Genomic DNA, 22,713 nt, shown 5'->3' on the forward strand with positions numbered 1-22,713 from the left:
GGCGGGATTCCTCAGGATTCGTGGAAACTGCCGGCGCGCAGCCCGACGCGCAGGTACTCGGCCAGGCGGATGCGCAGGTTGACCAGGCGTTGCGCGCCGTACAGGTGGTGCAGCACGCCCATCTCGCTCTCGTCGTCGGCGCCCTGGAGGATTTCCGCCGGCGTCGAGCTGGCCAACTGGCCGTAGGCGGGCGTGCCGTAGCGTAGCGAGGTGAAGCGCGGCGCGATGCCTGAGCCTGCGGCCTGCGGCTGGCAGTGGTGACGGCGCGGCACCCGCGAGCCGAGCGGCAGCCAACTGAAGCGCACGCAACCCACCTGCTTGCGCAGGGCGCGCACCGCGGCGGGCCAGGTGTCGGCCGCGGCCAGCTCGGCGAACAGGATGCTGTTGGAGATCAGCCCCACCTCGCGGGTGTGCAGCTTGCCGACCAGCGTGCAGGCATCCAGTGACAGGCGGGCGCCGGGCGCCTCTCCATCGGCGGCAGCGAAGGCCACGGCGCTGCGGGCGAGGGCGTCGACCAGGCAGTCGCTGGCCGTCACCTCGGCGTGCTCGTGGGCGCGGACGGCGCCGAGGATGCAGCGCGTCAGTTCCACGCGCAGGCCGGGCACTTCCAGTTGCAGGCTCGGCGTGGCCGGTTGCGTCGGCAGGCCGGCGGCGTCCAGGGCGATGCCCGGCACCAGGGTGCAGTGCTTCAGCTCCAGCCGTGCCAGGGCGTTGCCCGACGTGGCCGGCACCTGCAGCGGCGCGCCGGCGATCAGCAGGCCGTTGAGCAGGCAGGCCGCGTCGGCGCCGCCACTGACGTTCAGCGCGGTCAGCGCCAGCAGCGGGCGGAAGCCATTGGCGGCGCGGATTTCCACCGCGCCGCCGGCGTTCACCTCGATGTCCAGCGCCTCTTCGTAGCGGCCGTTGTCGGTGATCTCCACCACGCCGTCGCCGGCGATCTGCGCCAGAGCTGCGGCCAGGGTCGGCTGGTCATCGGGCACGCGCACCGGTGTGCGGTCCTCCGGCGGCACCGGCAGGTCGGCGCCGCGCTCGTACTCGCCGCCGCCGAGGTCGGCGCAGGCGCCTTCGTGCCAGCTCAGGCGCACTTCGGCGGGGTCGGCGGCGTCGCCGGGCAGGGCGATGCGCCCCAACTGCGGGTCGATGGAGTACAAGCCGTCCGGCGGCGGCGTGTGGGCCCAGCCGCCGGCGTCGTCGCCCAGGTGGCAGATGCAGATGTGGTCGCGCTCGATGGCCACGCCGTCGACCCACAGCTGCAGGCTCGGCTGCGGGTTGTCCAGCGGCGCCGTGGCGTCGGCCCGCACGCCGTAGTGGCGGGCCAGGTGCGCGGCCAGGCGCCGGCGCGACAGCGGCCAGGGCACGTTGTCCGGCTCGGCCAGGTGGCCGATGTCGTCCTCCACCTGCGGGCGGTTGTACAGCGCCACGTCCTGGCCCAGGGGGCTGGCCCGGTAGCGGCGCTCGCCGGCGCGCGGGCAGGGTACCTGGCTGCGCGCATAGGCCTGGATGCGCCACAGGTGCAGGCCGACGTTGGGGATGTTATGGCGGCCGCGGGCGGATTCGATGTTGCGCACGTCGACGCTGCGGTTGGCGGCCTCGAAGGCCGTGCCCAGCCATTCCAGCGCCTCGCCCTGGCGCAGGTCCGGCGCCTGCACGGCCTGCGGGCGCGGGTGGTTCATGTATTGAGTGGCGCACAGGCGCTGGAAGTATTCCACCGCGCGGGCGTCCCAGCCGGTGACGTCGCGGGCCAGCTGTTCCAGCACCGTGGCGGTGCCCTTGCGCCGGCGCAGGGCGATGGTGTGGGCCACCTCGGCGCGCGGGCTGGCCACCTTGGGCACCACCCGGTGCAGGCCCTGGTAGCCGATCTGGTCGCCGATGTAGGGCACCACCCAGTCGCTGCAGGTTTCGATGAACAGGTCGTCGTAGAGCTGCTCCAGGCTTTCCTCGGCGACGCCGAGCTGTTCCGCCAGCAGCGCCAGTAGTTCCTCCAGCGGCCCGCGGGCCAGGCCTTCGGCGGCAGCGATCTCGGCGTCGCGCACGCGGTGGATGGCCGGCAACAGGGCATACAGGCTTTGCGCATCCAGGCTCATGGCAGCACCTCCAGTTCCATTGGCGCATCACTCAGGGTCAGCAGTTCCGCGGCCTGGGGCAGGCCGCTGAGGGAGGGCACCGGCACCGCGGCGAACAGCCGTGGCTTCAGCGCCGGCGGCTGGCCCTGGCGGTAGAGGCGGCTGACCTGCACGGCCAGGACGCCGGGCAGGCCGTGGACCACGGCGGCCACTTCGTCCACCGAGACGGTCTGGCCGAAGTCGCGGCGGGCGAAGCCGAAGTGCTCGCGCAGCGCCGCCTCGACCGCCTTGAGCACCGGCGTGGCTTCGTAGCCGGAGGCCAGCTTCACTGCCAGCCGGCAGCGGAAGCGCGCATCGCGGTAGCTGGCCAGGCGCAGCGGCAGCAGCGGGTCGCCGTAGGCCAGCAGGGCGTCGCGGAGGAAGCCGTAGGTGGCGCCGTCCTCGCTCACCGGCGCGCCGTCGACGCCGGCCAGGCTGAGGAAGATGCCGCGCGCCGGGCCGGCGGGGATCCACAGCGCATGGGCCTTGTCGATGCCGGCGAAGGCGCGGGCGAAGTTGCCGTAGTCGGCCACCGATACCGCGCGGTCGAGGGTCAGCACCGTCAACGGCGCGTTGGCCCGCGCCCGTTCCAGCGCTTCGCCGTCCTCGCCGCCGCTGGCCGGGTCCGGGTTGACCACTTCGCTGACGCCCAGCGGCCGCGAGAGCAGGGTGGTGAGCTTGCCGGCGGCGAGGTTGCCGGCGCTGCCCAGGCCCTTGCGGTAGCGCGCCCGCACGTTGCTGTGGCCGCTGGGCAGGCGCGCGCCTTCGATGCCGTCGCCGAACTGCAGGGTGGCAAGGCCCGCCTCGTCCTGGGCCGTTTCGTAGCGGTGGGCGTCGGCGGCGGCGCGGTACAGCGTCGGGGCTTCCGCCCAGAGCACGTCGTTGACCCGCAGTTCCAAGGTGGAGGCGCGGCCGCTGGGGGTGTTGGCGGCGACGTAGGTCAGCGGCGCCTGGTTCAGGGCGAAGCGCTGGTTGGCCTGGCCGGCGTCGCCATCGCCGAGGATGGCTTCCACCGTCTCGCCATGGCTGGCCGGCGCCACGTTGGCGTTGACGCGCAGGCTGGCGCGTTCGAACACGTGCTGCAATGCGGCGCGCAGCTTGATGTGGGTGTAGTCGCGGTCGAGCGCCAGGGCGTCGTCGCCGTCGGCGATGAAGGCGACCTGGCGCACCACGGCGTCGTCCTTGCGCGCGTCGGCCAGGCGCAGCTGGCTGGCCTTGGCGCTGAGCCGGCCGCTGCGGCCGTCGCGGTCCAGCAGTTGCAGGCGCAGGTTCACCGTGGGGTTGCCCAGCAGGCCGGCGAAGGTCTCCGCGTCCTGCGCCACCGCGCTGGCGCCGTGCAGGCGGTCGGCGGGGGCGAGCATGAAGAGTTCGTCGCCTTCGGCCAGGGGCGCGCTGCCGCCGTCGTCCAGTTGTAGCGAAAGGCCGGTGGCCAGCACGGCGATGCGCTGGCGCACGCCGGAAAGGGCCAGCGGCTGGCCGGGGCGCAGGCCCTCGACGCGGCGCGCCAGCACCAGCGTGTCGCCCTGCACCGGGTACAGCAGCGGCCGCGCCGTGGTGGCCAGCACTTCGCTTTGCGCCAGGACCAGGGTGCGGCGCAGGGTGAAGCGCTCGGCGCTGAGGTTTTCCTGGGTGTCCGGGCTCAGCCGGGTGACCTTGGCCGACAGCGCGAAGGCGCTGCGGCTGCGGTGTACCACCCGGGCGATGCGGTACAGCTCGGTATAGCCGGGCAGGTCGGCGCTGCCCAGGCCGGCCTGGTTGGAGACCAGGGCGAACCAGCCGCCGGCGACCAGCTTCGGGTGCTCGCCGTCGAGGTCGACGGCCGCCGGGTCGAGCACGAAGTTCTTCCATTGCCAGGCGTCGGCGTCGGTCTTGTCGATCTGCTGGGCGATGTTGGAATCGTCGTTGCCCAGCAGGTTCGGGTCCGGCGCGTTGTAGCCGAACAGCGCGGTACGCTGGCGCAGGGCGAACACCTGCACGCCGGCGGCGGCCGGGGCCATGCTCGGGAAGCGGCTGCCCAGCGGGTGGTTCCAGGCTACCCGGGTGCGCTGGTTGGCGGTGTCCGGCTCGACGCTGGCCAGCACCCGGATGTCCCAGCGTTCGCTGCCCGGGTCGGCCAGGCGCTCGTTGCCGACGATCAGCAGGGCGTCGCCGGGCTGCAGGCCGGTGGCCAGGCCGGCCAGCCACAGCGCCGTGTCGCCCGCTTTCGGCTGCCAGCTCTGGCTGGCCTGCACGGGGATGGCGTTCCACGCGGCGCGGGCCGGCGCCGGCGCGGTGGTCTCGAAGGTCTGCGCCTGTTCGCCCTGGCCGGGCACGCTCTGCACCCGCGTGCCGGGCGGGATGACGATGGGCTCGCTCGGCGCGCCGGGCGCTTCCAGCAGGGTGAAGGCCAGGTGGGTGGCGGCGGCCACCCCGGGCGCCGGGCGATAGCCGATCAGCCGTGCCAACTGGCGCACCGACAGCTGCTCGGTGGCGGTGCGCAGGTAGTGCTCCTGGGCGTAGCGCTCGGTGTAGAAGCCCAGCACCTCCAGCGAGCAGGCCAGGGCGTCGGCCAGGGCCAGGGTGAAGTCGCTGTCCTCGCGGCTGGTGAGCGCCGCCAGGGCCGGGTAGTCGGTGCTGGACAGGCGCGCCTGCAGGCTCGCCAGGTAGTCGCTGTGGCGGCCGCTGCGGTAGTCCAGCGCCGGCAGGCCGGGCGGGTTGTCGAGGCGCCGCGGGGTGTCGGCCTCGACGCCGGCGCAGCAGTCGCACTCGGGTTTGCCGTTCATCATTTGCCTCCGTGCAGTTCCAGGCGCAGCACGCCGTGCTCGGGGAAGTCGGGGTCGTTGTCCAGGCGCGCTATCTCCAGCCGGCCCAGGCGCATGAAGCCGTCGGCCAGGGGCTTGGCGTCGGCCTGGCCGAGGCGCTGGAACAGCTTGACCTGCACCGAGGCCACGCCGGGCACGCCACGCGCGGCGGCGTACAGCGGGCTGAGGTAGACCGTCTGGCCGAAGCTGAAGTTGTCCGGGTGGAACAGCCCCGGCGAGCCGTCGGCGCGGCGCCGGGAGCCGAGCACGTCGAGCAGGGCGCGGCGCACGTCGCTGCGGAAGTAGCCGGCGCGCACGCAGACCAGCAGGTCGATCTCCAGCGACACGTGCAGCGGCTCGTCCACCCGCAGGTCGTGGCCGGCCATGCGGTAGCGCTCCAGGTGCTCGACCAGTTGCGCGGCGAAGCCGGCGTCCACCGCCGCGCCGCCCTCGCGGTCGACGGTGACGAACACCGTGTGCCAGCTGCCGGTCCAGCGCAGGCTGGCGGCGGCGCGCTGCACGCCGTCCAGGCGTTCGCTGACCTCGGCGTAGTCGGCCGGGGTGACCGCGCGTTCCTGGGTGCGGAATGCCTGGGGCGCGGCGCGGCGCAGTTGCGCCGGGCTTTCCGGCTCGACGCCGCCGTGCGCCGGCAGCGGGTTGCTCACCCACTGGATGCGGCCCTCGGCGCTGACCACGTGGGCGATGGCGCCGGCGCCGACGTTGCCGGCCACGCCGTTGCCGACGCGGTAGAAAGCGCGCAAGGCGCTGCCGCTGTCCGGCCGGCGGCCGTGCTGGTCGTCGCCGAAGCGCAGGCGAGCGCTGCCGTCCTGCTCGGTTTCGAGGACGAAATGGCGGTCGTCGGCGTGGCTGTCCAGCAAGTCGCGTTGCACGCTCCAGCGTTCCGGGGCGTCGCCGCTCTCCAGGCGCAGCTCGGGCAGGGCGTCGGCGGCGCGCCAGCGCAGGGCGGCGCTGGCCGAGTCGGCGGCATCGAAGAACACCCATTCGCGGCGCAGTAGGCCGCCCTCGACGATGCGCCGCTGCACGCGGCCGCGGTGCGTCACCGGGCCTTCCGCCAGCAGCGGCCGGTAGCGCGGCGGCAGCGGCTCGGGCGCCTGGCGCTGGCAGGCGCCGCCGCTGCCCGGGTACTTGAGCAGGGGCGCCGGCACGCGGCCCAGGGCTTCGCCGGCGACGCTGCGGCCATGGTCGACCAGCACGATGTTGCCCAGGGCGACGCTGACGTCGTCCAGGCGCGCGTTGCCGTGCTCGTCGTCGCTCTGGCTGGAGATGCACAGGGCGAAGGGCAGGGCGTCGCCGGGGTGCCAGGCGATCTCGGTGACCAGGCTGCCATCCAGCGGATCGCTCAGCGGATCGCTGCCGTCGAAGGCGCGCACGCTGGTCAGGCGCACAGCGTGGCGGCGTGCCGGGTCGGCGTCGGCCGCCTCGCCGGTGAGCGGGCCGAGCACTTCCTGCAGCACCAGCACGTCGCCCACGGCCAGGCCCGGCAGGTGGCCGCGCAGGGTCGCCGCGGTGGCGCCGGCCGGCAGGCAGCAGCGCTCGTCGCTCCAGGTGTGGAAGTACAGCCGGTTGTGCGCCTCGTCCAGGCTCGCCGCGTGCATCGGCTCGAACACCAGCGGCGCCGCTTCCAGGGCGCGGCGCTCCTCCGGCGAGTCGGCGAGTATGCGCCACGGCACGCCGGGCACGCGGGTGTAGCAGCGCAGGCCGTCGGGCAGCGCGAAGGGCCCGCCGCTGACCTCCAGGTGCAGCCAGGCGCGGGCGTTGCAGCCCTCGTGCAGGTGGTAGTCCACCAGCAGCGCGTGGCGGCGCAGGCTGCTGCGGCGCCGCGCGGTGTGCAGGTAGGCCTCGGTGGCGATGGCGTCGAGCTGGTAGTGCTGCAGGTCGCCGATGTAGGCGATCAGCTCGCCCAGGGTGGTGGCCAGGTCCGCCGGGCTGCGCTCGCGCCAGCCGGGCATGCGCTGCGCCAGGCGATCCATCACCAGGCGGCGCAGGCTGGCATAGTCGCGGGCCAGGTAGTTCAGGTCCGGCGTTGCCGGGGCCTGCTCGGGGCAGTCGGTTTGCGGGCGGCAGTCGAAGTCGCTGGGGCATTCGACCTTGAAGGCGAAGTCCACCGCCGACAGCCGCGGGTCGAAGTCCGCCAGCGGCTGTTCGGCGCCGGCCCGGTGCAGGCGCAGGCGGTAGGTGGAGTGGTCGCCGTCGCTGTCGGTGCGCACCACCAGTACCTGGTCGGGTTCGGCCAGGGCGGCGAACAGCGCCTGCTCGGCGGCGCTGGCCTCGGCCGGTGGCGCGCTGGCGCTGCCCAGCCAGAGGATGCCGATGTGGCGCACGCGCTCGCCGCCCTCGATGTGCAGGTTGTCCAGGCCCAGCGCCGCCGGCACCGGTTTGAGCAGGCGCACCAGCAGGGTGCGCTGGCGCGGGCTGCCGGGCGGCGCGTCCAGGTCCAGCACTTCCAGGTAGTCGATGCCGTTGAGCGTCGGGTGGGCGTCCACCAGGGTGCGGCGGTGTTCCTCGCAGCAGTGGTAGATCATGGCGCGCCTCCCTGGACGAACAGCTCCGAGTGCAGCGCGTTGCTGCGGCGGATGCGGTACTGCACCTGCACCGCCAGGCGCGATTCGACGGCGCTGACCGCCACGCCCTCGACCAGGATCAGCCCGGCCAGCCACTGCTGCAGCGCGCCCTGCACCAGGAACTGCACGGTGGCCGCCAGTTCCGGGCTGTTGGGCGCGAACACCAGTTCGCGCAGGCCGCTGCCGAAGTCCGGGCGCATCACCCGTTCGCCCGGCGCGGTGAACAGCACCTGCTCGATCAGGCCGCGGATCCAGGTGGCCTCGTCGGCGTCGCGGGTGCGGCCGTGGCCGTCGAAGCGGTAGGGGAAGTACAGTCGCTGGGTCATGTTCAGCTCCCGATCACGCGGGTCTGCGCCGCCACCGGCAACAGCGGAGTGCCGTTGGGCGCGCAGAGCGCCTGGCTGTCCATCAGCAGCAGCGGCTGGCCGTTGCTGAACACCCGCGTCGCCGCCACCAGCCATTGCGCGGTGACGCAGGGCACCGGGCTGCCGGAGACGTTGAACGGGCAGCCGGCGATGACGTAGGGCGCGCTCATCAGCACCGTCGGCTGGCCGCCCACCAGCACCCGCGGGTTGGGCGCGGTGGGGGTGGCGGTGCCGCCGTGGGCGCAGAGCACCGTGGCGCCGACATGCAAGAGAGGGCCAGGCATATTAGGGGCCTCCCACGCTTCGCCACGAACCGCGTTGCTGCGCAACCCTGCGGGACGGGCGCCATTTGGCGCAGCACTGCGTTACTCGTCGTTCATTTGGAGTGACCAAACTTCCCTCCTCGCGCCTTGTTCTGCACCAAATGGCGCTCCGTCGCGGCCGCAGCGAAACGTGGGCGGCCCCTAGATCACCGTCAGCGCGCCGTTGTTGATGGTCACCGCCGGGCCCACCAGGGTGAGCGCGGCGCCCTTGCCATTCTGGATGTAGATGCCGGTGTCGTTGACGATCAGCGTCGCCCCGGTGGCGCTCTTGAGCATGATGCCGCCGGTGGGGCCGGGCAGGTCGGAGATGGTCAGGCCGTTCTGCAGCGGCGTCTGCAGGGTGATCGCCGGCAGCCCCGGCGGGGTGGCCAGGGCCAGCGCCGGGATTTCCGCGGCGCTGCCCCAGAAGCAGCCGACCCAGATGGGGCTGTCCGGGTTGCCCTGTTCGAACTCCACCCACACCCCGGAGCCGATCACCGGCAGCGCCACCATGCCGTTCTGCAGCCCGGCGATGGGCACGCAGGGCATGGCCCAGCTCGCCGGCACCAGCCCGGCCACGTCGGGCACCTGCACCTGCAGGCGGCCCTGCTGCATGGGGTCGACGTTGTTCAGCACCATGCCGCGGTACTTGCCGTAGTAGCGCTGGCTCATGCGGGCACCCTCGGGGTGATGGACACCAGGCCGTTGCGCGTCAGCTGGAAGCTCTGGGTGAACTTGCCGCGGGCCAGGGTGCTGGTGACGCTGCTGACGTAGTACAGGCCGTCGTAGGCCACCCCCGCGCCGCGCACGCCCACCAGGCGCCGTGGGCGCAGCACGCGGCCGTAGCGCAGCACGTCGAGGCTGCCGCTGGCGCTGACCGCGTCCTGGGATTTCTTCGCCTCGGCCAGGCCGGCGGAAATGGCCTGCATGGGGTTCAGCTTGGCCGTGTCCTTCATCATCTTCAGGTTGGCGATGGGCGCGGGCAGGGCGCCCAGCGGCGGCTGCAGCGGGTTGAGGTTGGGGATCGGGATGGGAATGGGCGCGCGGGTCTGCGGGTTCTGGATGTACACCACCGGCAGCACGCCCTTGGTCGGGTCGAAGCTGAAGTTCAGCGACTCGACGTTGGTGTGCGCGTCCATGTCGACGTTCAGCGCCGGCTGCGGCGGGCCGACCTTAATCTCCGGGCCGAAGTAGGCGATGTTGGTCAGCGGCACCTCGCCCGGCTCGATGTAGAACACGTGGCCGATCTCCTCGGCGAGCTGGCGGATGTAGGCCAGGTCGGTGCCCTGCTGCGCGGGGATGCGCTCGATGGGGATGGGCACGTCGGGGAACAGCGCCGGGATCGGCAGCGGGATGATGCCGAAGGCCGCGTACTTCGCGCAGATCAGCGCCACCCGCGCCTCGATGGGCATGGCCGGGTAGGGCAGGCCGGAGAAGTCGATCAGGTCCATCACCCGGGTCAGGTCCTCGCCGGTCAGGGTGATGCTGCCGGCCTGGCGGTCCTGCCCGGCCTGCACCTCGACGTTGGTCAGCACGCCGTCGAACAGCGGCTGCGCGCGCCCGCCGAGGGTGACCACCAGCACCACCCGCAGCGGCGGCGTGCCCAGGCTGGTGTTGTTGCCCACGGCGATCAGGAACAGGGTGTTGAGCTCGGAGCGGCTGTTGACCTTGAAGCGCAGCTGGAAGCCGCTGGCGCCCTCGCTGGCGCAGGTCACGCTGACCTCTTCCAGGGCGTCGATCAGCAGCGCCGGCACCGGGATCGGCACGATGGGCCCGATCAGCAGGCTCAGGTGCACGGCGCTACTCATGACTCGTCCCCCGGCACCCCTTCGGGCAGGGTGATGCGCAGGCTGCGCCCGGGCGTCTCGGTCAGCTCGTCCGGACGCAGCGCGCCGTTGCCGTCGCACAGCCGCCAGTACTGCTGCGGGTCGCCCAGGTAGCGGGCGGCGAGGTTGTCGATGCGGTCGCCGGCTTCCACCAGATGCTCGCCGAGGGCGGCGAAGTTCTCCGGCGGCGGCACGAAGCGCCGCCGCACGTAGCTGAGCGCCACGCCGTCGGGGCGCGTCCACTGGGCGATGTCCAGGCCGTGGTAGCGGCTGTCCGGGGCGAAGGCCGGGGCGGTCAGGGCGTTGGCCTGGAGAAAGGCCTTGAGCGGGTCGGTCATGGCAGGCCTCCGATGCCGAGGGCGTCGAAACCGAAGGTGGCGGCCTTGCCGGCCAGCTTCTCGCGGGATTGCAGGTAGGCCATGAACAGCCCGCCGCCCTTGTGCTCGAAGCCGAGGTCGGCGACCGAAAGCACGCGCAGGCCGAGGGTGACGGTGGCGTTGATCGGGTTGAGCTGCGGGTCGAAGGCCTCCTCGCTGATGGAGAAGTCGGTCACCCGCACCGGCACGATGCGCTGGGCGCCCCAGACGAACAGGGCCAGGTCCGACTCCATGGGGGCGATCTCGAGGATGCCCGAGGCCGCCTGCGCCTGGCTGGCCAGCAGGTCGGCCGCGCGCGGGTTGACCAGCGCCTCCAGCACCGCCAGCTGCGGGGCGATGCCGACCTCGCTGGCGGTCCTGTCGCGCTCGGGGAATTCCAACTGGTCGCTGGCGTCGATCTCCGCCTCCAGCTGGAAGGTCTCCACCGCCGGGCCCTTCAGGCGCAACGCGTCGGAACGCTCGGCGCCGTCGCCCATGCCCTGCACCTGCAGGCTGCGGCGCAGCTTCTCCGGGTTGTACTGCAGGGCGATCACCCGGCGCACCCGGGCCGAGCCGGGGTCGACCAGCACCAGGCCGGCCTTGATCAGTCGCGGTGAGCTGCTCAGCGTCATGCCGGCCTCCTGTCCTCAAGGGTTCGCATAGGTCAGCTCCGTGGTCTGGTCGGTCGCGGGCCACTGCTCGACGAACAACCCGGAGGCGTTGAACCAGCTGGAGCGGTGCAGGGTGACGCGCCAGCTGTCGTCGCTCAGCCGCTGCGTCGGCGTCAGGCGCACGAAGGCGCCCACCACGTACTCCCCGCGCTGGCGGGCGACGAAGGTCACCACCGTCTGCCCGACCGCCAGGCTGGTCTTGGGCACCAGGATGCGGCCGATGGTGGGTGAACGGGCCAGCAGCGCGGCGATGCGCCGGCCGACCTCCGAGGGCGTTGCGGCCTCGGCCGTGGCCGGCGCCGGTTCGGGCAGCGCGGGTGTGGGCGTGGCCGCATCGTCCTCGCTGGGCTCGGCCTCGGGTTCGGTGCCGGCCGGCGTACGCACCGTGGTCACCGCGGCCTGCAGGCTGGCGAGAATCTCGTCGACCGTCTGCCCCTGCACGCCGCCGAGCCCGGCGATCAGCCGGTCGGCCTCGGCGCCGGCGAGGTCGGCGGGGACGATGGCGAGGAAGCGCTCGACCACTTCGTCGGTGACGCTCGGCCCGCTGCCGCCGCGGCGCGTCATGGCGTCGAACAGCCGGCGCACCTCGGGGTTGGCCGCCAGGCGCTGGTTCAGTTCGTCGGAGATGCCCGGCAACGGCTCCGCCGGCGTCGGGGCGGGCGCCGGCTCGGCCGCGGTGCCCGCATCGGTATCCGCGTCGCCGCCACCACCCGCGTCGGCCGGCTCGCCGCGGTGCCGGGCTTCGAGCGCGGCGCGCATGGCTTCCAGGGTGGGTTGCGTGGCCACTTCGCCGCCGCTGGCCATCTCGCTGGCGCTGGCCAGCACTTGCAGGTCCTCGTCGCTGAAGGCGTCGGGGTTCTCGGCGATCGCCTGCATCATCTGGTTGGCGATCTGCTGCTGCGCGGCGCTGAGGTCGCCGGTCTGCGCCGCCTGTTCCAGTGCGTTGCGCAGGGCTTCGTCGTGCTCCAGGCGTTCGCGCAGCTCCGGCGGTACTTCGATGCCGTCGCTGCGCATCGCTTCGAGCAGGGATTCCAGCGGCGACTCGCCCGGGCCCACGCGGGCTTCGGCGCGCCCGGAATAGAACACCAGCAGCGCGACTACGGCGAAGGCCTGGGCGTAGGCGGTGACGCGCCGTCCGGCCGCCTGCGGCGCATTGCGCAGGGCCGAGCGCATCAGCAGCGAGGTGGCCGTCAGCGCTGCGCCCAGCCAGCCGACCCGCGCCGCCTGGGGCACCCACTCGCCGTCTTCCTGGGGAGCGCCTTCCTCCTCCGTTTCCGGGCTGGGCCGGCCGGGGAAGGGCACCACGTTGTCCGGCGGGGTGTCGGGCACGGGTTCGGTTTCCGGCTCGGGCGTCGGGTGCGGCTGCGGTTCGGGCCTGGGCTCGGGCACGCTGTCCTCCACCGGCGGCGTGCCGGGAACCGAGTGTGGTTGCGGCACCGTGCGCGGCACGGGCACCGGGACCGGCACCTCCACGTCCTCGCGTTCGCGCCGCGGCGGCCGGCAGGAGCACAGCCGGCGCGCCTCGGAGAAGGGCGGCGCGCAGAAGTAGCCGAACAGCCCGGGGCGCATCATCACCACCGACAGGCGTTGCTGCAGGCAGCCGGCGGAGGCCGCCAGCGGGTCCGGCATGGGCAGGCCGCGGCCGACGGGGATGCCGGTGCGCAGGCGCTCGACCTCCACGGCCGGGTTCTCCACCGCGAAGGCGTCGTGCACGGCGGCTTCATAGAAGTCCAGGTCGTCCATGCCCTCGCGCTCGCCGTGGGGCGTCGCCGCCTTGATCTCGCCGATCTGCACCCGCACCGGGATGCCGTTCTCGCGGGTGACGATGGCCAGGTCCAGGCGGCCGTTCTCGTCGGTCGGGCTGCTGAACGGCAGCTCCACGCGGCCACGGGGGAAGCGGGCGATGAAGGCCAGTTGCACGATGGCGTGGGCGGCGTTGCCGGCTTCCGCCGTGCCGAGCGGGCCGAACACCGCGCCGTAGCAGATGCCGCAACCGCCGGCGGCCTCCTCGGTGACCGAGAAGCGCTGGATGCGCTGGCGGCGCAGGACGCCGTCGACCCCGGCCGGCCCGCCCGCGCCCAGCCGTTGTACCGCGCGGTGGGCATCCTGTTCCAGGGCGTCGCCTGGCGTGCCGACTTCCAATGCCTGTTCCGCGGGCTGCCCGGCGGCCCCGCGCTGCTGAACGACGTGGGCCAGTTCGTGGGCGAGCAGCGCGCGCCCGCCCGGCGTGTGCGGCTGGTAGCGGCCGCGGGCGAAGACGATGTGCTGGCCGACGGTGTAGGCGTGGGCCGCGACGTCGCGGGCGGAGTCGGCCGCCGTGGCGTCGTGGTGCACGCGCACCCGGGCGAAGTCATGGCCGAAGCGTGGTTCGAAGAATGCCCGCGCCGGTAGCGGCAGCGGTTCCCCGGCCGAGCGCAGGGCCTGGCCGACGCTGCCCGGCGCCTGTCCGGCGGCGGCCGCGGGGCGCTCCGGTTGGCGGCTGATGCGTGGCGTGGCGATGCCTGGCGAGGCTTCGCTGGCAGCGCCGGCATCCAGCACCTGGGCAGCGGCGCGGTCGGCCTCGCGCTCCAGCGGGTCGTCGCTGGCGCCCACCGCCAGGCGCGGCTGCAGGCCCAGGGCGTGGGCGCGCCGGCATTCCTCGCACTCGCCGTTGAGCCCGGCGGCTTCGCCACCGCAGGCGCACTTGCGCTGCAGCAGCGTCGCCGGCTGTTCGCCGGTGGCGGCCGGGGCCAGGCTGGCGTGGCTGCTCACCGCCGGCCTCCGGTGGTTTTCATGCCCTCAGGGCGCCGGATACTGGTCACGGAAGTCTCCCTTGACCTTGCAGGCGTTCTTCGCATCGGTGGCGGCGATGGTCTGCCAGGCCGAGCCGTCCCAGTAGGTCACGGTGCCGCCCTGGAGGATGCCCGGCTGCGGGCCGGTCTCGCCCTTGTGGCGCGATTCCACCACCGATTTCCAGGTGTCGATGATCGCCGCCACGTCGACCGGGTCGTCGATCAGCAGCGGCCGGTTCAGTTCGTTGATGCGCTTGGTCAGGTCGCTGCGCACCGCCGCGCCCTGCAGCGGCGCCGACTTGCGGTAGCCGAGGATCACGGCGTTGGGGAACAGGCTGGTGAATACCGCCACCGCTTCCTTGCAGAGCGTCGCGCAGCTGGTGCTGATCATCAGCTTGACGTTGGCGAAGCCGCCGGCCTTCTCGACGTAGCGCAGGTCGAAGCCGCGCGTCTCGTCGCCGTCGGCGAACAGGCCGGGGGCCTTGTACTGGGCGTACTGGTGGCCGCGGAAGTAGACGATGTCGGTGCGCCCCAGGTCGCCCAGGTCGGCTTTGGCGGTCTTCTTGGCCCGCGACTTGTGGGTGGCGCCCTCGGCGGACAGCTCGAAGGTGTCGGAGGCCAGCGATTCGCTGGCGCCGAGCTTGCCCAGGTGCGTCTTGATGTCCGGGGCGAAGCCCGGGTAGAAGCTGACGTAGCCGCCGAAGGCGGTGCCGGCGGCCTTCCAGGCTTCGTCGGCCTTGTCGGCGCTGAGCGCGCTGGCCAGGGCGCTCTTGACCTCGGCCTGCTGGGTGGCGCTGGCGCAGCGGCGGATCGGCTTGAGCGCGCGGATCAGCTGGAGCAGGTCGCCCTTGGCCGCCAGCTTGGCCTGGGCCTCGACCGCCTTGCGCGCCTTGTCGAAGTCGAACTTGGCGCACAGCGGGTCGGGGGCAGCGGCCTTGGGCTTGTCGGCCGGCTTGCGGCGCAGGCCGGGGCCCTGTTGCAGCACGTGGGTCAGTTCGTGGGCCAGCAGTTGCCGGCCTTCGGGGCTTTGCGGGCGGTACTGGCCGGCGGCGAACACCAGGTCGTGGCCGACGGTGTAGGCGCGGGCCTGGACCGCCTGGGCCGAGGCATCTGCCCTGGCATCGGCGTGCACGCGCACCCGGGCGAAGTCGTGGCCGAAGCGCGGCTCGAAGAAGCCCCGGGCCTCGCTGGCCAGGGGCTGGCCCGGTTCGCGCAATACGTCGTGGACGATGCCGGGCGCCTGGCCGGCGCCGGGGCCGGCGGTTGCCGGCTTGCGCGCCAGCGCGCCGCTGGCGGGGGTGACCTTCGCCGGCGGCTCGGCGGCCATGACCTGCTCGGCGACGCGGTCGGCCTCGCGCTCCAGCGGCTCGTCCTGGGCGCCGATCCACAGCTTGGGTTGCAGGGCCGCCTGCTCCTCGCGTTCGCATTCCTCGCACTGGCCCTGGGGGCCGGAATCGCCGCCGCAGGCGCACTTGCGCTGCAGCAGCCAGTCGGCGCCGGTGGTGGGCGAGGGCTCGCGCGTGCCGTGGGTGGCGATCATGGCTGCGGCCCTCCGTCCTTCGTGCCGCGTGGCGCCTGCGGCCAGAGCCCCTGGGGCCCGTGCACCAGGCTCGCGGCCACGGCCTGGCCGAGCCCCTGGGCGCCGGCATCGGCGGCGAGCCGCAGCCTGTCCGGACGGCGTGCGCGCCGCGGTTGCTCCTGCAAGGGCGGCAGGCCGCTGGCGCCGAGCAGGCGCTGGACCTCCTGGCGCAAGGCCGCCGCCAGCGCGTCGGCGTCCGCCGGGTCGATGCCGCGCAGCAGCAGGCGGTCGATGTGCAGCACGATGCGCGTCATACCCAGCCCCTCGTCTCCGCGTCGGAGATCGCCTTGTCGCGCTTCGCCGCTTCCAGGTGCGCCGCCCGCAGCAGCTGCGCCATGCCTACCGCGCCGCCGGCTTCGGCGGCGAGGAAGGCGGCGGCCAGGGCGATGTTGCGGATGCTGCCGCCGGGCACCGCCAGGCGCGCCAGCTTGGCGTAGTCCAGCGCCGCCAGCGGCGTGGCGGCGGGGAACACGCCGCGCCACAGGGCTTCGCGCTGGGCCGCGTCGGGGAAGGGGAAGTGCACCACGAAGCGCAGCCGGCGGGCGAAGGCGCCGTCCAGCGCGGCCTTGTGGTTGGTGGTGAGGATGGCCAGGCCGCGGTAGGCCTCCATGCGTTGCAGCAGGTAGCTGACCTCGATGTTGGCGTAGCGGTCGTGGCTGTCCTTGACCTCGCTGCGCTTGCCGAACAGCGCGTCGGCCTCGTCGAACAGCAGGATGGCGCCCAGCTCCTCGGCGCTGTCGAAGACGCGGCGCAGGTTCTTCTCGGTCTCGCCGATGTACTTGCTGACCACCGCCGACAAGTCGATGCGGTACAGCGCCAGGCCAAGGGCGTTGGCCAGCACCTCGGCGGCGAGGGTCTTGCCGGTGCCGGAGTCGCCCCAGAACAGCGTGGCGATGCCCAGGCCGCGGCTGCCGCCGTCGGCGAAGCCCCAGTCGTGGTGCACGGTGAGGCGGTGGCGGGTGTGCACGGCGATCTGCCGGAGGGTCTGCAACTGCGCTTCGGGCAGCACCAGGTCATGCCACTGGGCGCGGGCCTCGATGGGCTGGGCCAGTTCGCTCATGGCCCGCGCGTCGCCACGGCAGGCAGCGTGCAGGCGGGCCGGGTCGCTGGCGTCCAGCTGCGCGGCGATGCCGGCGATGCGCCGGGCGCCGAGGCGGTACTGGCCGGCCAGGGCGTCGAGGGTCGGGGCCAGGGCGGCGGCCCGTTCGCCCAGGGCTTCGCGCCAGAGGCGGCGCTGTTCGGGGACGTCCGGGCGGTCGACGGCGAAGGCCTCGCCGTCCAGGCCGCAGGGCGCGCGGCTGGCCACCAGCAACAGGCTGTCCAGGCGGGCGACGAAGGGCGCCAGCGGCTTGTCGTCATCCCGGGCGACGATCAGCAAGGCGCTGCCGAGCAGGGCCGCCTCGCGCTGCCAGAGGGTGGCCAGGGCCGCCTGTTCGTGGGCCGCGGCGGGGATGTCGGCGGCGCGCAGCTGGTACAGCGTCACGCCCAGGCGCTGGGCGATGTCGGCGGCGACGTCCTGCTGGCCGAGGGGATCGTCGCCGTGCAGGAGGATCGGCGGCAGACGGCCGTGGCTGCGCTGCAGGCGCTCGATGGCCGCGGCGACCACGGCCGCGTGGGCGTGGCTCATCAGTCCAGCGCCCGGCACCGCCCGCAGCAGCGGTTGCAGGCGCGGGTCGAGGTAGTTGAGGCCGCCGAGGAAGTGCAGCACGCGCTCGTCGATGCGCAGGCGGCCGGCGGCCAGCCCGGCGTGTTCGTCGAGTTCCAGCAGGCGCCAGCGGCGCAGCGGCTCCGGCGGCGCCAGGGCGCTCCAGTGCGCCGCCGGCAGCGCCGCCAGGGCCAGGCCGAAGGTGGCCCAGGGCCGCGCCGGCTGGCCGCTGGCCTGGGCGCACAGCTGGGCCAGGCGGGCGTCCATTTCCACGCCGGCGGCGAGCAGCAGCAGGTCGCGTTCGAAGGCGCTCAGTTCGAACAGCCGCGCCAGGCTGTCGATGGCCGCCGGTTCGTCCATCGCCGCGCGCAGGTCGTCCAGCCGGGCCTGGGCCTCGTCCGCCTCGCCGTCGCCGAGCAGGGCGCGCAGGCGGGCGAACTCGGCCACCAGCAGGCGCTGGTTGGCGGCGGTCCAGTCCGGGGCGGCGGGCGCGTTCATGTGAGAGTCAGCCTCTGGTCGAGGAAGCGTGGCGGCGTCTGGGCGTAGTCGACGATGGGGCTGTCGATGCCGTCGATGCGCAGGCGCACCAGGTGTTCGCCGGCCTCGGCGTTGTCGATCAGGAAGTCGAGGCTGGCGGTGGGCGCGGCGAAGGCCTGCGGCGCCACTTCGCGCTGGCCGAGCAGCAGGCTGGCGCGCTGGCCGGGGCGCAGCTCGGGAGTGAAGGTGATGTTCAGCAGCACGCTGCCGTCGCCGTCGCGGGCCAGGTTCTGCGGCAGGTTGGTGATTTCCGGGGCCAGGGTGAAGGCCAGTTGGTTGCTCTCCCGCGGCAGGCTTTCGCCGGGGCGCACCAGGCGCGCGCAGGCGGCGTAGACGCCGACCGGGAAGTCGGCGGCGCGCGCGGCGGGGATCAGCAGGCCGAGGCTGTCGCCGAGGTTGGCGCCGCTGGCCGGGAGAGTCTCGTCCAGTTCGAAGCGCGGGTTGCCCAGGCGCACCTCGCGGGCCGCGCCGTCCAGGTGGTGGCCGCGCAGTTCGATGGTATGGCCCAGGCGCGCCACCGGCTGGGCGTCGGCCGGCAGTATCGCTTCCAGGGTCGGCAGCGCCGGGGCCAGGCCGGGGGCGACCAGCACGCCGCGCTCGCGGCCGCTGTCCACGTCGACCTCGCCGCGGCTGAGCACCGGCAGCGGCACGCGGGTGGGGCGCTCGGCCTCGATCAGCACCACCGACACCAGGTAGGCGGCGCTGGGGCGGAAGCTGGACTGGGTGGCGGCCCAGAGCTTGGCGCTTTCCTCGGTGTTCAGCGCCTGCGGTGTGATGCGCAGCTGTTCCACCTGGTCGGCCAGGCCGCATTCGGCGAGGCGTTGCAGCGCCGCGGGAAGGACCAGGCCGAGGTCCGGCGAGGGGTTGAGGGCGGTGCGGATCATCTCGCGGGTGAGCACCGGGAATTCGTGCATCAGCTGCATGGCGTAGCCGAGGAGGATTTCGCCGTGCAGGTCGCCGCCGCTGTAGGCGGAGATGAGGTAGTGCAGGTCCAGCGCCAGCGGCGGGTTGCCCAGGCGCTGGCGGCCGTCGGCGCTGTGGCCGGGCAGGCCCTGGCTGCGCCAGGCGGCGTTGGGCGTGACCTGGTAGAGGAACAGGTTGAGCTGGCTGGCCTCGGTGCCGTCGGCCGGCACCACGCGGTCCGGCGGCAGCACGCTGACGGTCACGGTGGTGCCCAGGGTGCCGGCGACGTTGTGGTTGACCAGGCCGTCGTTGAGGCGGTCGCGCAGCACGGCGGTGACGCCGGCGATGGCCAGGGCGCTGCTCATGGCCGGTCTCCGTTGCGCCGCGCCAGGTAGTCGTCCAGCGACAGCGGCGGCGGGCCCTTGCGCGCCTCGCGGCGGGCGGGCGCGGCTTCCTGGATGGCGGTGACTTCGATGCGGCCGATATGGATATGCACCTCGTCGGGCTGCCGCGGCGTGGGCTCGGCCTGGGTCGGCGCAACCCTGGGCTGGGGCGCAGTGGGTGGCGCCATGGGGGCGAGCAGCGGCGGCAGGCGCGGGGTGGCGGGCGAGGGCGGTGTTGCATCGGCCCTTGCCGGGGCTTCGTGGCGGGGCACTGCTGGATGGCTTCCCGTGGGCGGCGCGGCTGTTTCCTGCACGGGGATGCCTGGGTTGTTCGGCACCTGGACGAACAGATTCAGCGGCTGCTCTGCCAGCAGTGGCGCGGGTGGCATGGGTTCCAGCGCTGGCGATTGTTCTTCGGCCCGCGTTGCTGAAGCCGGTGGCATTTCACCCGGCATCTCCGGCCTGGCCGCGCGTGGTGGCGTTGGCGGCACGGCAGGTACGGGAGCGACGACCGAAGGCACAGGCCGCTCCATGAGGCTGGGTAGTGCCGCGTCGGGTAATGCCGCCGGCAACATCGACTCGCTGTTTTCCAATCGCTCGGGCGCCGGCTGGAACGGCAGGCGCGCCGGCGCATGCAGGGTGACGCCGCGCTGGCCGCCGGCCTGGGCGGCGAGGCGGCGCAGCAGCCCGCTCATGGCGCCACCCGCGTTAGGTAGGCGGCGCGGCGCGCATCGCCCAGGGCGAGGATCTGCGCTTCGCTCCAGCCGTAGGCCCGGGCCAGCAGGTGGATTTCGTCGAGCAACTGCTGCGCGCTGCCGTCGATTTCCTCCCACAGGTAGGCGGCGACGTCGAAACTGGCCTCGCCCTCCGCGCCGCACGCCGGGCAGCGGTAGGCCAGGGCCAGGTCGGCCCAGGGATCGGCCGCCTCCAGCGCGGCTTCCAGGGCTTCGCGCAGTTCGCCCAGGGCCTGTTCGCCCCGTGGCAGCGCCGTGGCGTCCTCCGCGCAGGCCAGCAGCAACTGGTGTGCGGCGTGCTCGGTGTCGGCCAGGCCGGCGATGGCGGCCAGGTCGCGGCTGGCCGGGCAGCGGAAGTGCAGGCCCTGCACCTCGACCTGTTCCGGCGGCGCCTGCAGCGGCGGCAACTGCGCCGGCTCCAGTTCGAAGGCCAGGCGTTCGCCGCAGCCGGGGCAGTCCAGCCACAGCGGCAGGCGGTTGCCGAAGGTCTCGCGGCGCAGGCGCATCAGCGCGGCGTTGCAGGCGCCCAGGGGCGCGTCGGCGAGGCTTTCCGGCGGCCGTTCCGGGGCGGCCTGGGCGAACAGCAGCAGGGCGCGGTCCAGCGGGTGGCGCCGCGCGCCCTGTTCCCAGAGCGCCAGCAGCTGCGCGCAGCTCAGCGCGGCCATGGCCTCAGGCCGGCTCGTTGTAGCTGGGTTCGGTCGGCTCGGTCACGTCGTAGTCGCGTTCCCAGCCTTCGTTCTCCAGCTTGAGGGTCTGGATGGCCACCGCGTTGGCGTTGGCGTCCAGGTCCGGCAGCGCCTGGTATTCCGAGACCCAGCAGCGGAACACCTTGTAGGCCAGGGCGAGCTGGCCGGCCTCGTTGTACACCTCGATGATCAGGTCCTTGCGGAAGTCCTTCAGCGACACTTCCGCGCCCAGGCCGGCGCCGAAGTTCCAGACCTTGTTGGCCCAGCGCTCGAACTCGGTGTCGTGGGTCACCCCGCGTTCCAGGGTGATGGCCTCGAACTTGGTGCGCCCGGGCGACTTGCGCGAGGTGGACGGGTCGCCGCCCTCGCGGTGCTCGACCAGTTCGGTACTGCGCTTCAGGGCGCCGACCTTGCTGATGCCGGCGACGTAGCGGCCGTCCCACTTCACGCGGAATTTGAAGTTCTTGTACGGATCGAAACGCTGGGCGTTGACGCTGAACTGTGCCATGGAAGGTTCCTCCCTAGACGGCGACCTGGCCGGCCATCTGCTGCAGCTTGATGACCACGAACTCGGCGGGCTTGAGCGGGGCGAAGCCGACGTGGATGTTCACCACGCCGCGGTTGATGTCGCTCTGGGTGGTGGTCTCGCGGTCGCACTTGACGAAGTACGCCTCGCGCGGGCTGCTGCCCTGGAAGGCGCCCTGGCGGAACAGGTCCTGCATGAAGGCGCCGACGTTGAGGCGGATCTGCGCCCACAGCGGCTCGTCGTTGGGTTCGAACACCACCCACTGGGTGCCGCGGAACAGGCTTTCCTCGAGGAACAGCGCCAGGCGCCGTACCGGCAGGTATTTCCATTCCGAGGCCAGCAGGTCGGCCCCGGCCAGGGTGCGCGAGCCCCACACCAGGTGGCCGGCCACCGGGAAGCTGCGCAGGCAGTTCAGGCCCAGGGGGTTGAGCACGCCGTTCTGCCGGTCGGTCATGGCGTAGGTCAGGGCCTGCACGCCGGAGAAGGATGCCGCCAGGCCCGCCGGCGCCTTCCACACGCCGCGCTGCACGTCGGTGCGGGCGATGATCCCGGCCACTGCGCCGCAGGGGGCGAAGTCGGCCGCGCGGTTCTCCGCCAGTGGGTCGGCCAGGCGCAGGCGCGGGTAGTAGGCCGCGGCGTTGATCGCGTCGTCGTTGCCGACGCTGGCGCGCAGGGCGTTGACCCCGGTTTCCGCGTCGCTAATGGCGCTGCCCGGGTTGGCCGTCCAGTCCGCCGGCGCGTCGATGATCAGCACCGCGCGGCGTTCCTGGCAGTAGCCGGCGGCGGTGGCCCAGGTGGCGGGGTCGAGGTCGGCCTCGCGGGTCAGCGGCGGGATGCACAGCAGGTTGAAGAGGTCGGCCGCTTCCAGGGCGTAGATGCCGCTGCGCAGGTCCTGGTCGCCGGTGATGTCGCCGTCGTCGAGGTCGCCGCCGTCGTCGCCCAGGGTGCCGGCGGCGGTGGCGGTGCCGTCCTCGTTGGCCACGGCGACGGTGGCGTCGGTCGGGCTTTCGGTGGTCGGCGCCGAGGTGAGCACGCGGACCAACGCCGACTGTTCCTTGAGCAGGGTGTCGACGAAGCGCGGGCTCAGCGGGTCCACCGAGACGTTGCGGAACACTTCCGAGGCCAGCGTGGCGGTGCCGCCGGGGCGGTCCAGTTCTTCCACCAGCAGGTTGAACAGCAGGGTGTCGGTCGTGTCGCGGGTGGCGTGGTCCACCGTCGCCCGCAGGCGGTTGCCCCAGGCGCCGGGGCTGGCGGCGGCGAGCACCAGGCTGCCGCCGGCGGTGGCCAGGGTGAGGGTGGCGGTGTTGTCGTCGAGGTCGCCGTTGAACACCCGGACGATCAGCGCGTCGCTGCCGCCGTGCTGGAAGAACTGCATGACCGCGTAGCCCAGGGTGCTGGGCTGCCACAGGCCGCCGAACAGCCGGCTGTACTCGGCGAAGCCCTGCACGCGCACCGGGCGGTTCACCGGGCCGCGCAGGGCCCGGCCGACGAAGGCGGTGATGGAGGTGGCGACGCCGGTGATGCTGCGCACGCCGCTGGGTACTTCTTCGATGTAGACGCCGGGATAGGTGAGGTTGGACGGCATGAGCGGAACTCCTCAGCAATCACTCTGAAGTCCGGTCTCGGCGGAACGGCGGCGGACCGGGTATGGAACTACTCGGTGCACAGGGGACGATGCGGACTGCAGGACAGCACGCGATCGGGAAGACGGGCATCGATGCCCGGCGTGGCAGGAAGGGGAGATGGGGGATCGCGTCCTTGCTGCGAGGTCAGGCCTTGATGCGGGACAGCGGGAACCCGATTGCCCAGACGGGCCGAAGGTCTGTTGACCACCATAGTTCAGCGCCAGGGGGGCGCAATGGTGTCACCGTACTGGCCAATGCCTGCGCAAGATACTGGCGAAAAAATGGCAGTCGGGCTGGGAAGCGCAGCGGCCGTGGCTGCCGCCGGCCGGGCCGCAAAGGC

The 22,713-nt window shown here is 73.0% G+C and carries 18 protein-coding genes; all 18 read right to left on the reverse strand.

Annotated features, from left to right (window positions below; translation table 11 throughout):
- Window positions 1–11: 11 nt before the first annotated feature.
- A complete protein-coding gene (locus tag ACTWJ5_RS16110; protein WP_444439483.1) occupies window positions 12–2,084 on the reverse strand; it encodes a hypothetical protein in 2,073 nt (690 codons plus the stop codon).
- Window positions 2,081–4,864, reverse strand: coding sequence for a putative baseplate assembly protein (locus ACTWJ5_RS16115; protein ID WP_444439485.1), 2,784 nt, complete (start codon window positions 4,862–4,864; stop codon window positions 2,081–2,083). The genes ACTWJ5_RS16110 and ACTWJ5_RS16115 overlap by 4 nt, the downstream gene beginning before the upstream one ends.
- Window positions 4,864–7,425 carry a putative baseplate assembly protein gene (locus ACTWJ5_RS16120; RefSeq protein WP_444439487.1) on the reverse strand — a complete coding sequence of 854 codons (2,562 nt, stop codon included), beginning with the start codon at window positions 7,423–7,425 and terminating at the stop codon, window positions 4,864–4,866. Before ACTWJ5_RS16120 ends, ACTWJ5_RS16115 begins: the two co-directional genes overlap by 1 nt.
- On the reverse strand, window positions 7,422–7,790 hold the full coding sequence (locus tag ACTWJ5_RS16125; RefSeq protein ID WP_074980874.1) for a GPW/gp25 family protein: 369 nt from the start codon (window positions 7,788–7,790) through the stop codon (window positions 7,422–7,424). Before ACTWJ5_RS16125 ends, ACTWJ5_RS16120 begins: the two co-directional genes overlap by 4 nt.
- Window positions 7,791–7,792: 2 nt before the next feature.
- Window positions 7,793–8,113 carry a hypothetical protein gene (locus tag ACTWJ5_RS16130; RefSeq protein WP_074980873.1) on the reverse strand — a complete coding sequence of 107 codons (321 nt, stop codon included), beginning with the start codon at window positions 8,111–8,113 and terminating at the stop codon, window positions 7,793–7,795.
- Window positions 8,114–8,293: 180 nt separating this feature from the next.
- Entirely contained in the window at window positions 8,294–8,803 is a 510-nt protein-coding gene (locus ACTWJ5_RS16135; RefSeq protein WP_074980872.1) for a phage baseplate assembly protein V, read from the reverse strand.
- Window positions 8,800–9,939, reverse strand: coding sequence for a hypothetical protein (locus ACTWJ5_RS16140; RefSeq protein WP_181926006.1), 1,140 nt, complete (start codon window positions 9,937–9,939; stop codon window positions 8,800–8,802). The genes ACTWJ5_RS16135 and ACTWJ5_RS16140 overlap by 4 nt, the downstream gene beginning before the upstream one ends.
- Entirely contained in the window at window positions 9,936–10,295 is a 360-nt protein-coding gene (locus ACTWJ5_RS16145) for a hypothetical protein (protein ID WP_074980870.1), read from the reverse strand. The genes ACTWJ5_RS16140 and ACTWJ5_RS16145 overlap by 4 nt, the downstream gene beginning before the upstream one ends.
- A complete protein-coding gene (locus ACTWJ5_RS16150) occupies window positions 10,292–10,945 on the reverse strand; it encodes a hypothetical protein (protein ID WP_074980869.1) in 654 nt (217 codons plus the stop codon). Before ACTWJ5_RS16150 ends, ACTWJ5_RS16145 begins: the two co-directional genes overlap by 4 nt.
- Before the next feature lie 15 nt (window positions 10,946–10,960).
- Window positions 10,961–13,735 (reverse strand): eCIS core domain-containing protein, encoded by a 2,775-nt coding sequence (locus ACTWJ5_RS16155; protein ID WP_444439491.1) that lies wholly within the window; start codon window positions 13,733–13,735, stop codon window positions 10,961–10,963.
- A gap of 27 nt (window positions 13,736–13,762) precedes the next feature.
- A complete protein-coding gene (locus ACTWJ5_RS16160; protein WP_444439493.1) occupies window positions 13,763–15,295 on the reverse strand; it encodes an eCIS core domain-containing protein in 1,533 nt (510 codons plus the stop codon).
- A complete protein-coding gene (locus ACTWJ5_RS16165; protein WP_444439495.1) occupies window positions 15,292–15,588 on the reverse strand; it encodes a hypothetical protein in 297 nt (98 codons plus the stop codon). Before ACTWJ5_RS16165 ends, ACTWJ5_RS16160 begins: the two co-directional genes overlap by 4 nt.
- Complete coding sequence (locus ACTWJ5_RS16170; RefSeq protein WP_253392773.1) at window positions 15,585–17,477, reverse strand: ATP-binding protein; 1,893 nt, start codon at window positions 17,475–17,477, stop codon at window positions 15,585–15,587. The genes ACTWJ5_RS16165 and ACTWJ5_RS16170 overlap by 4 nt, the downstream gene beginning before the upstream one ends.
- The gene (locus ACTWJ5_RS16175) at window positions 17,474–18,784 is read right to left on the reverse strand and encodes a DUF4255 domain-containing protein (RefSeq protein WP_444439497.1); all 1,311 of its coding nucleotides are present in this window, start codon (window positions 18,782–18,784) and stop codon (window positions 17,474–17,476) included. Before ACTWJ5_RS16175 ends, ACTWJ5_RS16170 begins: the two co-directional genes overlap by 4 nt.
- Window positions 18,781–19,497 (reverse strand): hypothetical protein, encoded by a 717-nt coding sequence (locus ACTWJ5_RS16180; protein WP_444439499.1) that lies wholly within the window; start codon window positions 19,495–19,497, stop codon window positions 18,781–18,783. The genes ACTWJ5_RS16175 and ACTWJ5_RS16180 overlap by 4 nt, the downstream gene beginning before the upstream one ends.
- A complete protein-coding gene (locus ACTWJ5_RS16185) occupies window positions 19,494–20,201 on the reverse strand; it encodes a hypothetical protein (RefSeq protein WP_444439501.1) in 708 nt (235 codons plus the stop codon). The genes ACTWJ5_RS16180 and ACTWJ5_RS16185 overlap by 4 nt, the downstream gene beginning before the upstream one ends.
- Before the next feature lie 4 nt (window positions 20,202–20,205).
- A complete protein-coding gene (locus ACTWJ5_RS16190) occupies window positions 20,206–20,730 on the reverse strand; it encodes a phage tail protein (protein WP_074980862.1) in 525 nt (174 codons plus the stop codon).
- Between the two features lie 13 nt (window positions 20,731–20,743).
- Window positions 20,744–22,333, reverse strand: coding sequence for a phage tail sheath C-terminal domain-containing protein (locus ACTWJ5_RS16195; RefSeq protein ID WP_444439503.1), 1,590 nt, complete (start codon window positions 22,331–22,333; stop codon window positions 20,744–20,746).
- Window positions 22,334–22,713: the final 380 nt, after the last annotated feature.

This window comes from Pseudomonas sp. A6 (assembly GCF_052367875.1).
Taxonomy (GTDB): Bacteria; Pseudomonadota; Gammaproteobacteria; order Pseudomonadales; family Pseudomonadaceae; genus Pseudomonas; species Pseudomonas citronellolis.

Excerpts from the sequence above, each read along its gene's own strand:
- ACTWJ5_RS16110 (WP_444439483.1), bottom strand. The coding sequence starts at position 2,084 with ATGAGCCTGGATGCGCAAAGCCTGTATGCCCTGTTGCCGGCCATCCAC.
- ACTWJ5_RS16115 (WP_444439485.1), bottom strand. The coding sequence starts at position 4,864 with ATGAACGGCAAACCCGAGTGCGACTGCTGCGCCGGCGTCGAGGCCGAC.
- ACTWJ5_RS16120 (WP_444439487.1), bottom strand. The coding sequence starts at position 7,425 with ATGATCTACCACTGCTGCGAGGAACACCGCCGCACCCTGGTGGACGCC.
- ACTWJ5_RS16125 (WP_074980874.1), bottom strand. The coding sequence starts at position 7,790 with ATGACCCAGCGACTGTACTTCCCCTACCGCTTCGACGGCCACGGCCGC.
- ACTWJ5_RS16130 (WP_074980873.1), bottom strand. The coding sequence starts at position 8,113 with ATGCCTGGCCCTCTCTTGCATGTCGGCGCCACGGTGCTCTGCGCCCAC.
- ACTWJ5_RS16135 (WP_074980872.1), bottom strand. The coding sequence starts at position 8,803 with ATGAGCCAGCGCTACTACGGCAAGTACCGCGGCATGGTGCTGAACAAC.
- ACTWJ5_RS16140 (WP_181926006.1), bottom strand. The coding sequence starts at position 9,939 with ATGAGTAGCGCCGTGCACCTGAGCCTGCTGATCGGGCCCATCGTGCCG.
- ACTWJ5_RS16145 (WP_074980870.1), bottom strand. The coding sequence starts at position 10,295 with ATGACCGACCCGCTCAAGGCCTTTCTCCAGGCCAACGCCCTGACCGCC.
- ACTWJ5_RS16150 (WP_074980869.1), bottom strand. The coding sequence starts at position 10,945 with ATGACGCTGAGCAGCTCACCGCGACTGATCAAGGCCGGCCTGGTGCTG.
- ACTWJ5_RS16160 (WP_444439493.1), bottom strand. The coding sequence starts at position 15,295 with ATGATCGCCACCCACGGCACGCGCGAGCCCTCGCCCACCACCGGCGCC.
- ACTWJ5_RS16165 (WP_444439495.1), bottom strand. The coding sequence starts at position 15,588 with ATGACGCGCATCGTGCTGCACATCGACCGCCTGCTGCTGCGCGGCATC.
- ACTWJ5_RS16170 (WP_253392773.1), bottom strand. The coding sequence starts at position 17,477 with ATGAACGCGCCCGCCGCCCCGGACTGGACCGCCGCCAACCAGCGCCTG.
- ACTWJ5_RS16175 (WP_444439497.1), bottom strand. The coding sequence starts at position 18,784 with ATGAGCAGCGCCCTGGCCATCGCCGGCGTCACCGCCGTGCTGCGCGAC.
- ACTWJ5_RS16180 (WP_444439499.1), bottom strand. The coding sequence starts at position 19,497 with ATGAGCGGGCTGCTGCGCCGCCTCGCCGCCCAGGCCGGCGGCCAGCGC.
- ACTWJ5_RS16185 (WP_444439501.1), bottom strand. The coding sequence starts at position 20,201 with ATGGCCGCGCTGAGCTGCGCGCAGCTGCTGGCGCTCTGGGAACAGGGC.
- ACTWJ5_RS16190 (WP_074980862.1), bottom strand. The coding sequence starts at position 20,730 with ATGGCACAGTTCAGCGTCAACGCCCAGCGTTTCGATCCGTACAAGAAC.
- ACTWJ5_RS16195 (WP_444439503.1), bottom strand. The coding sequence starts at position 22,333 with ATGCCGTCCAACCTCACCTATCCCGGCGTCTACATCGAAGAAGTACCC.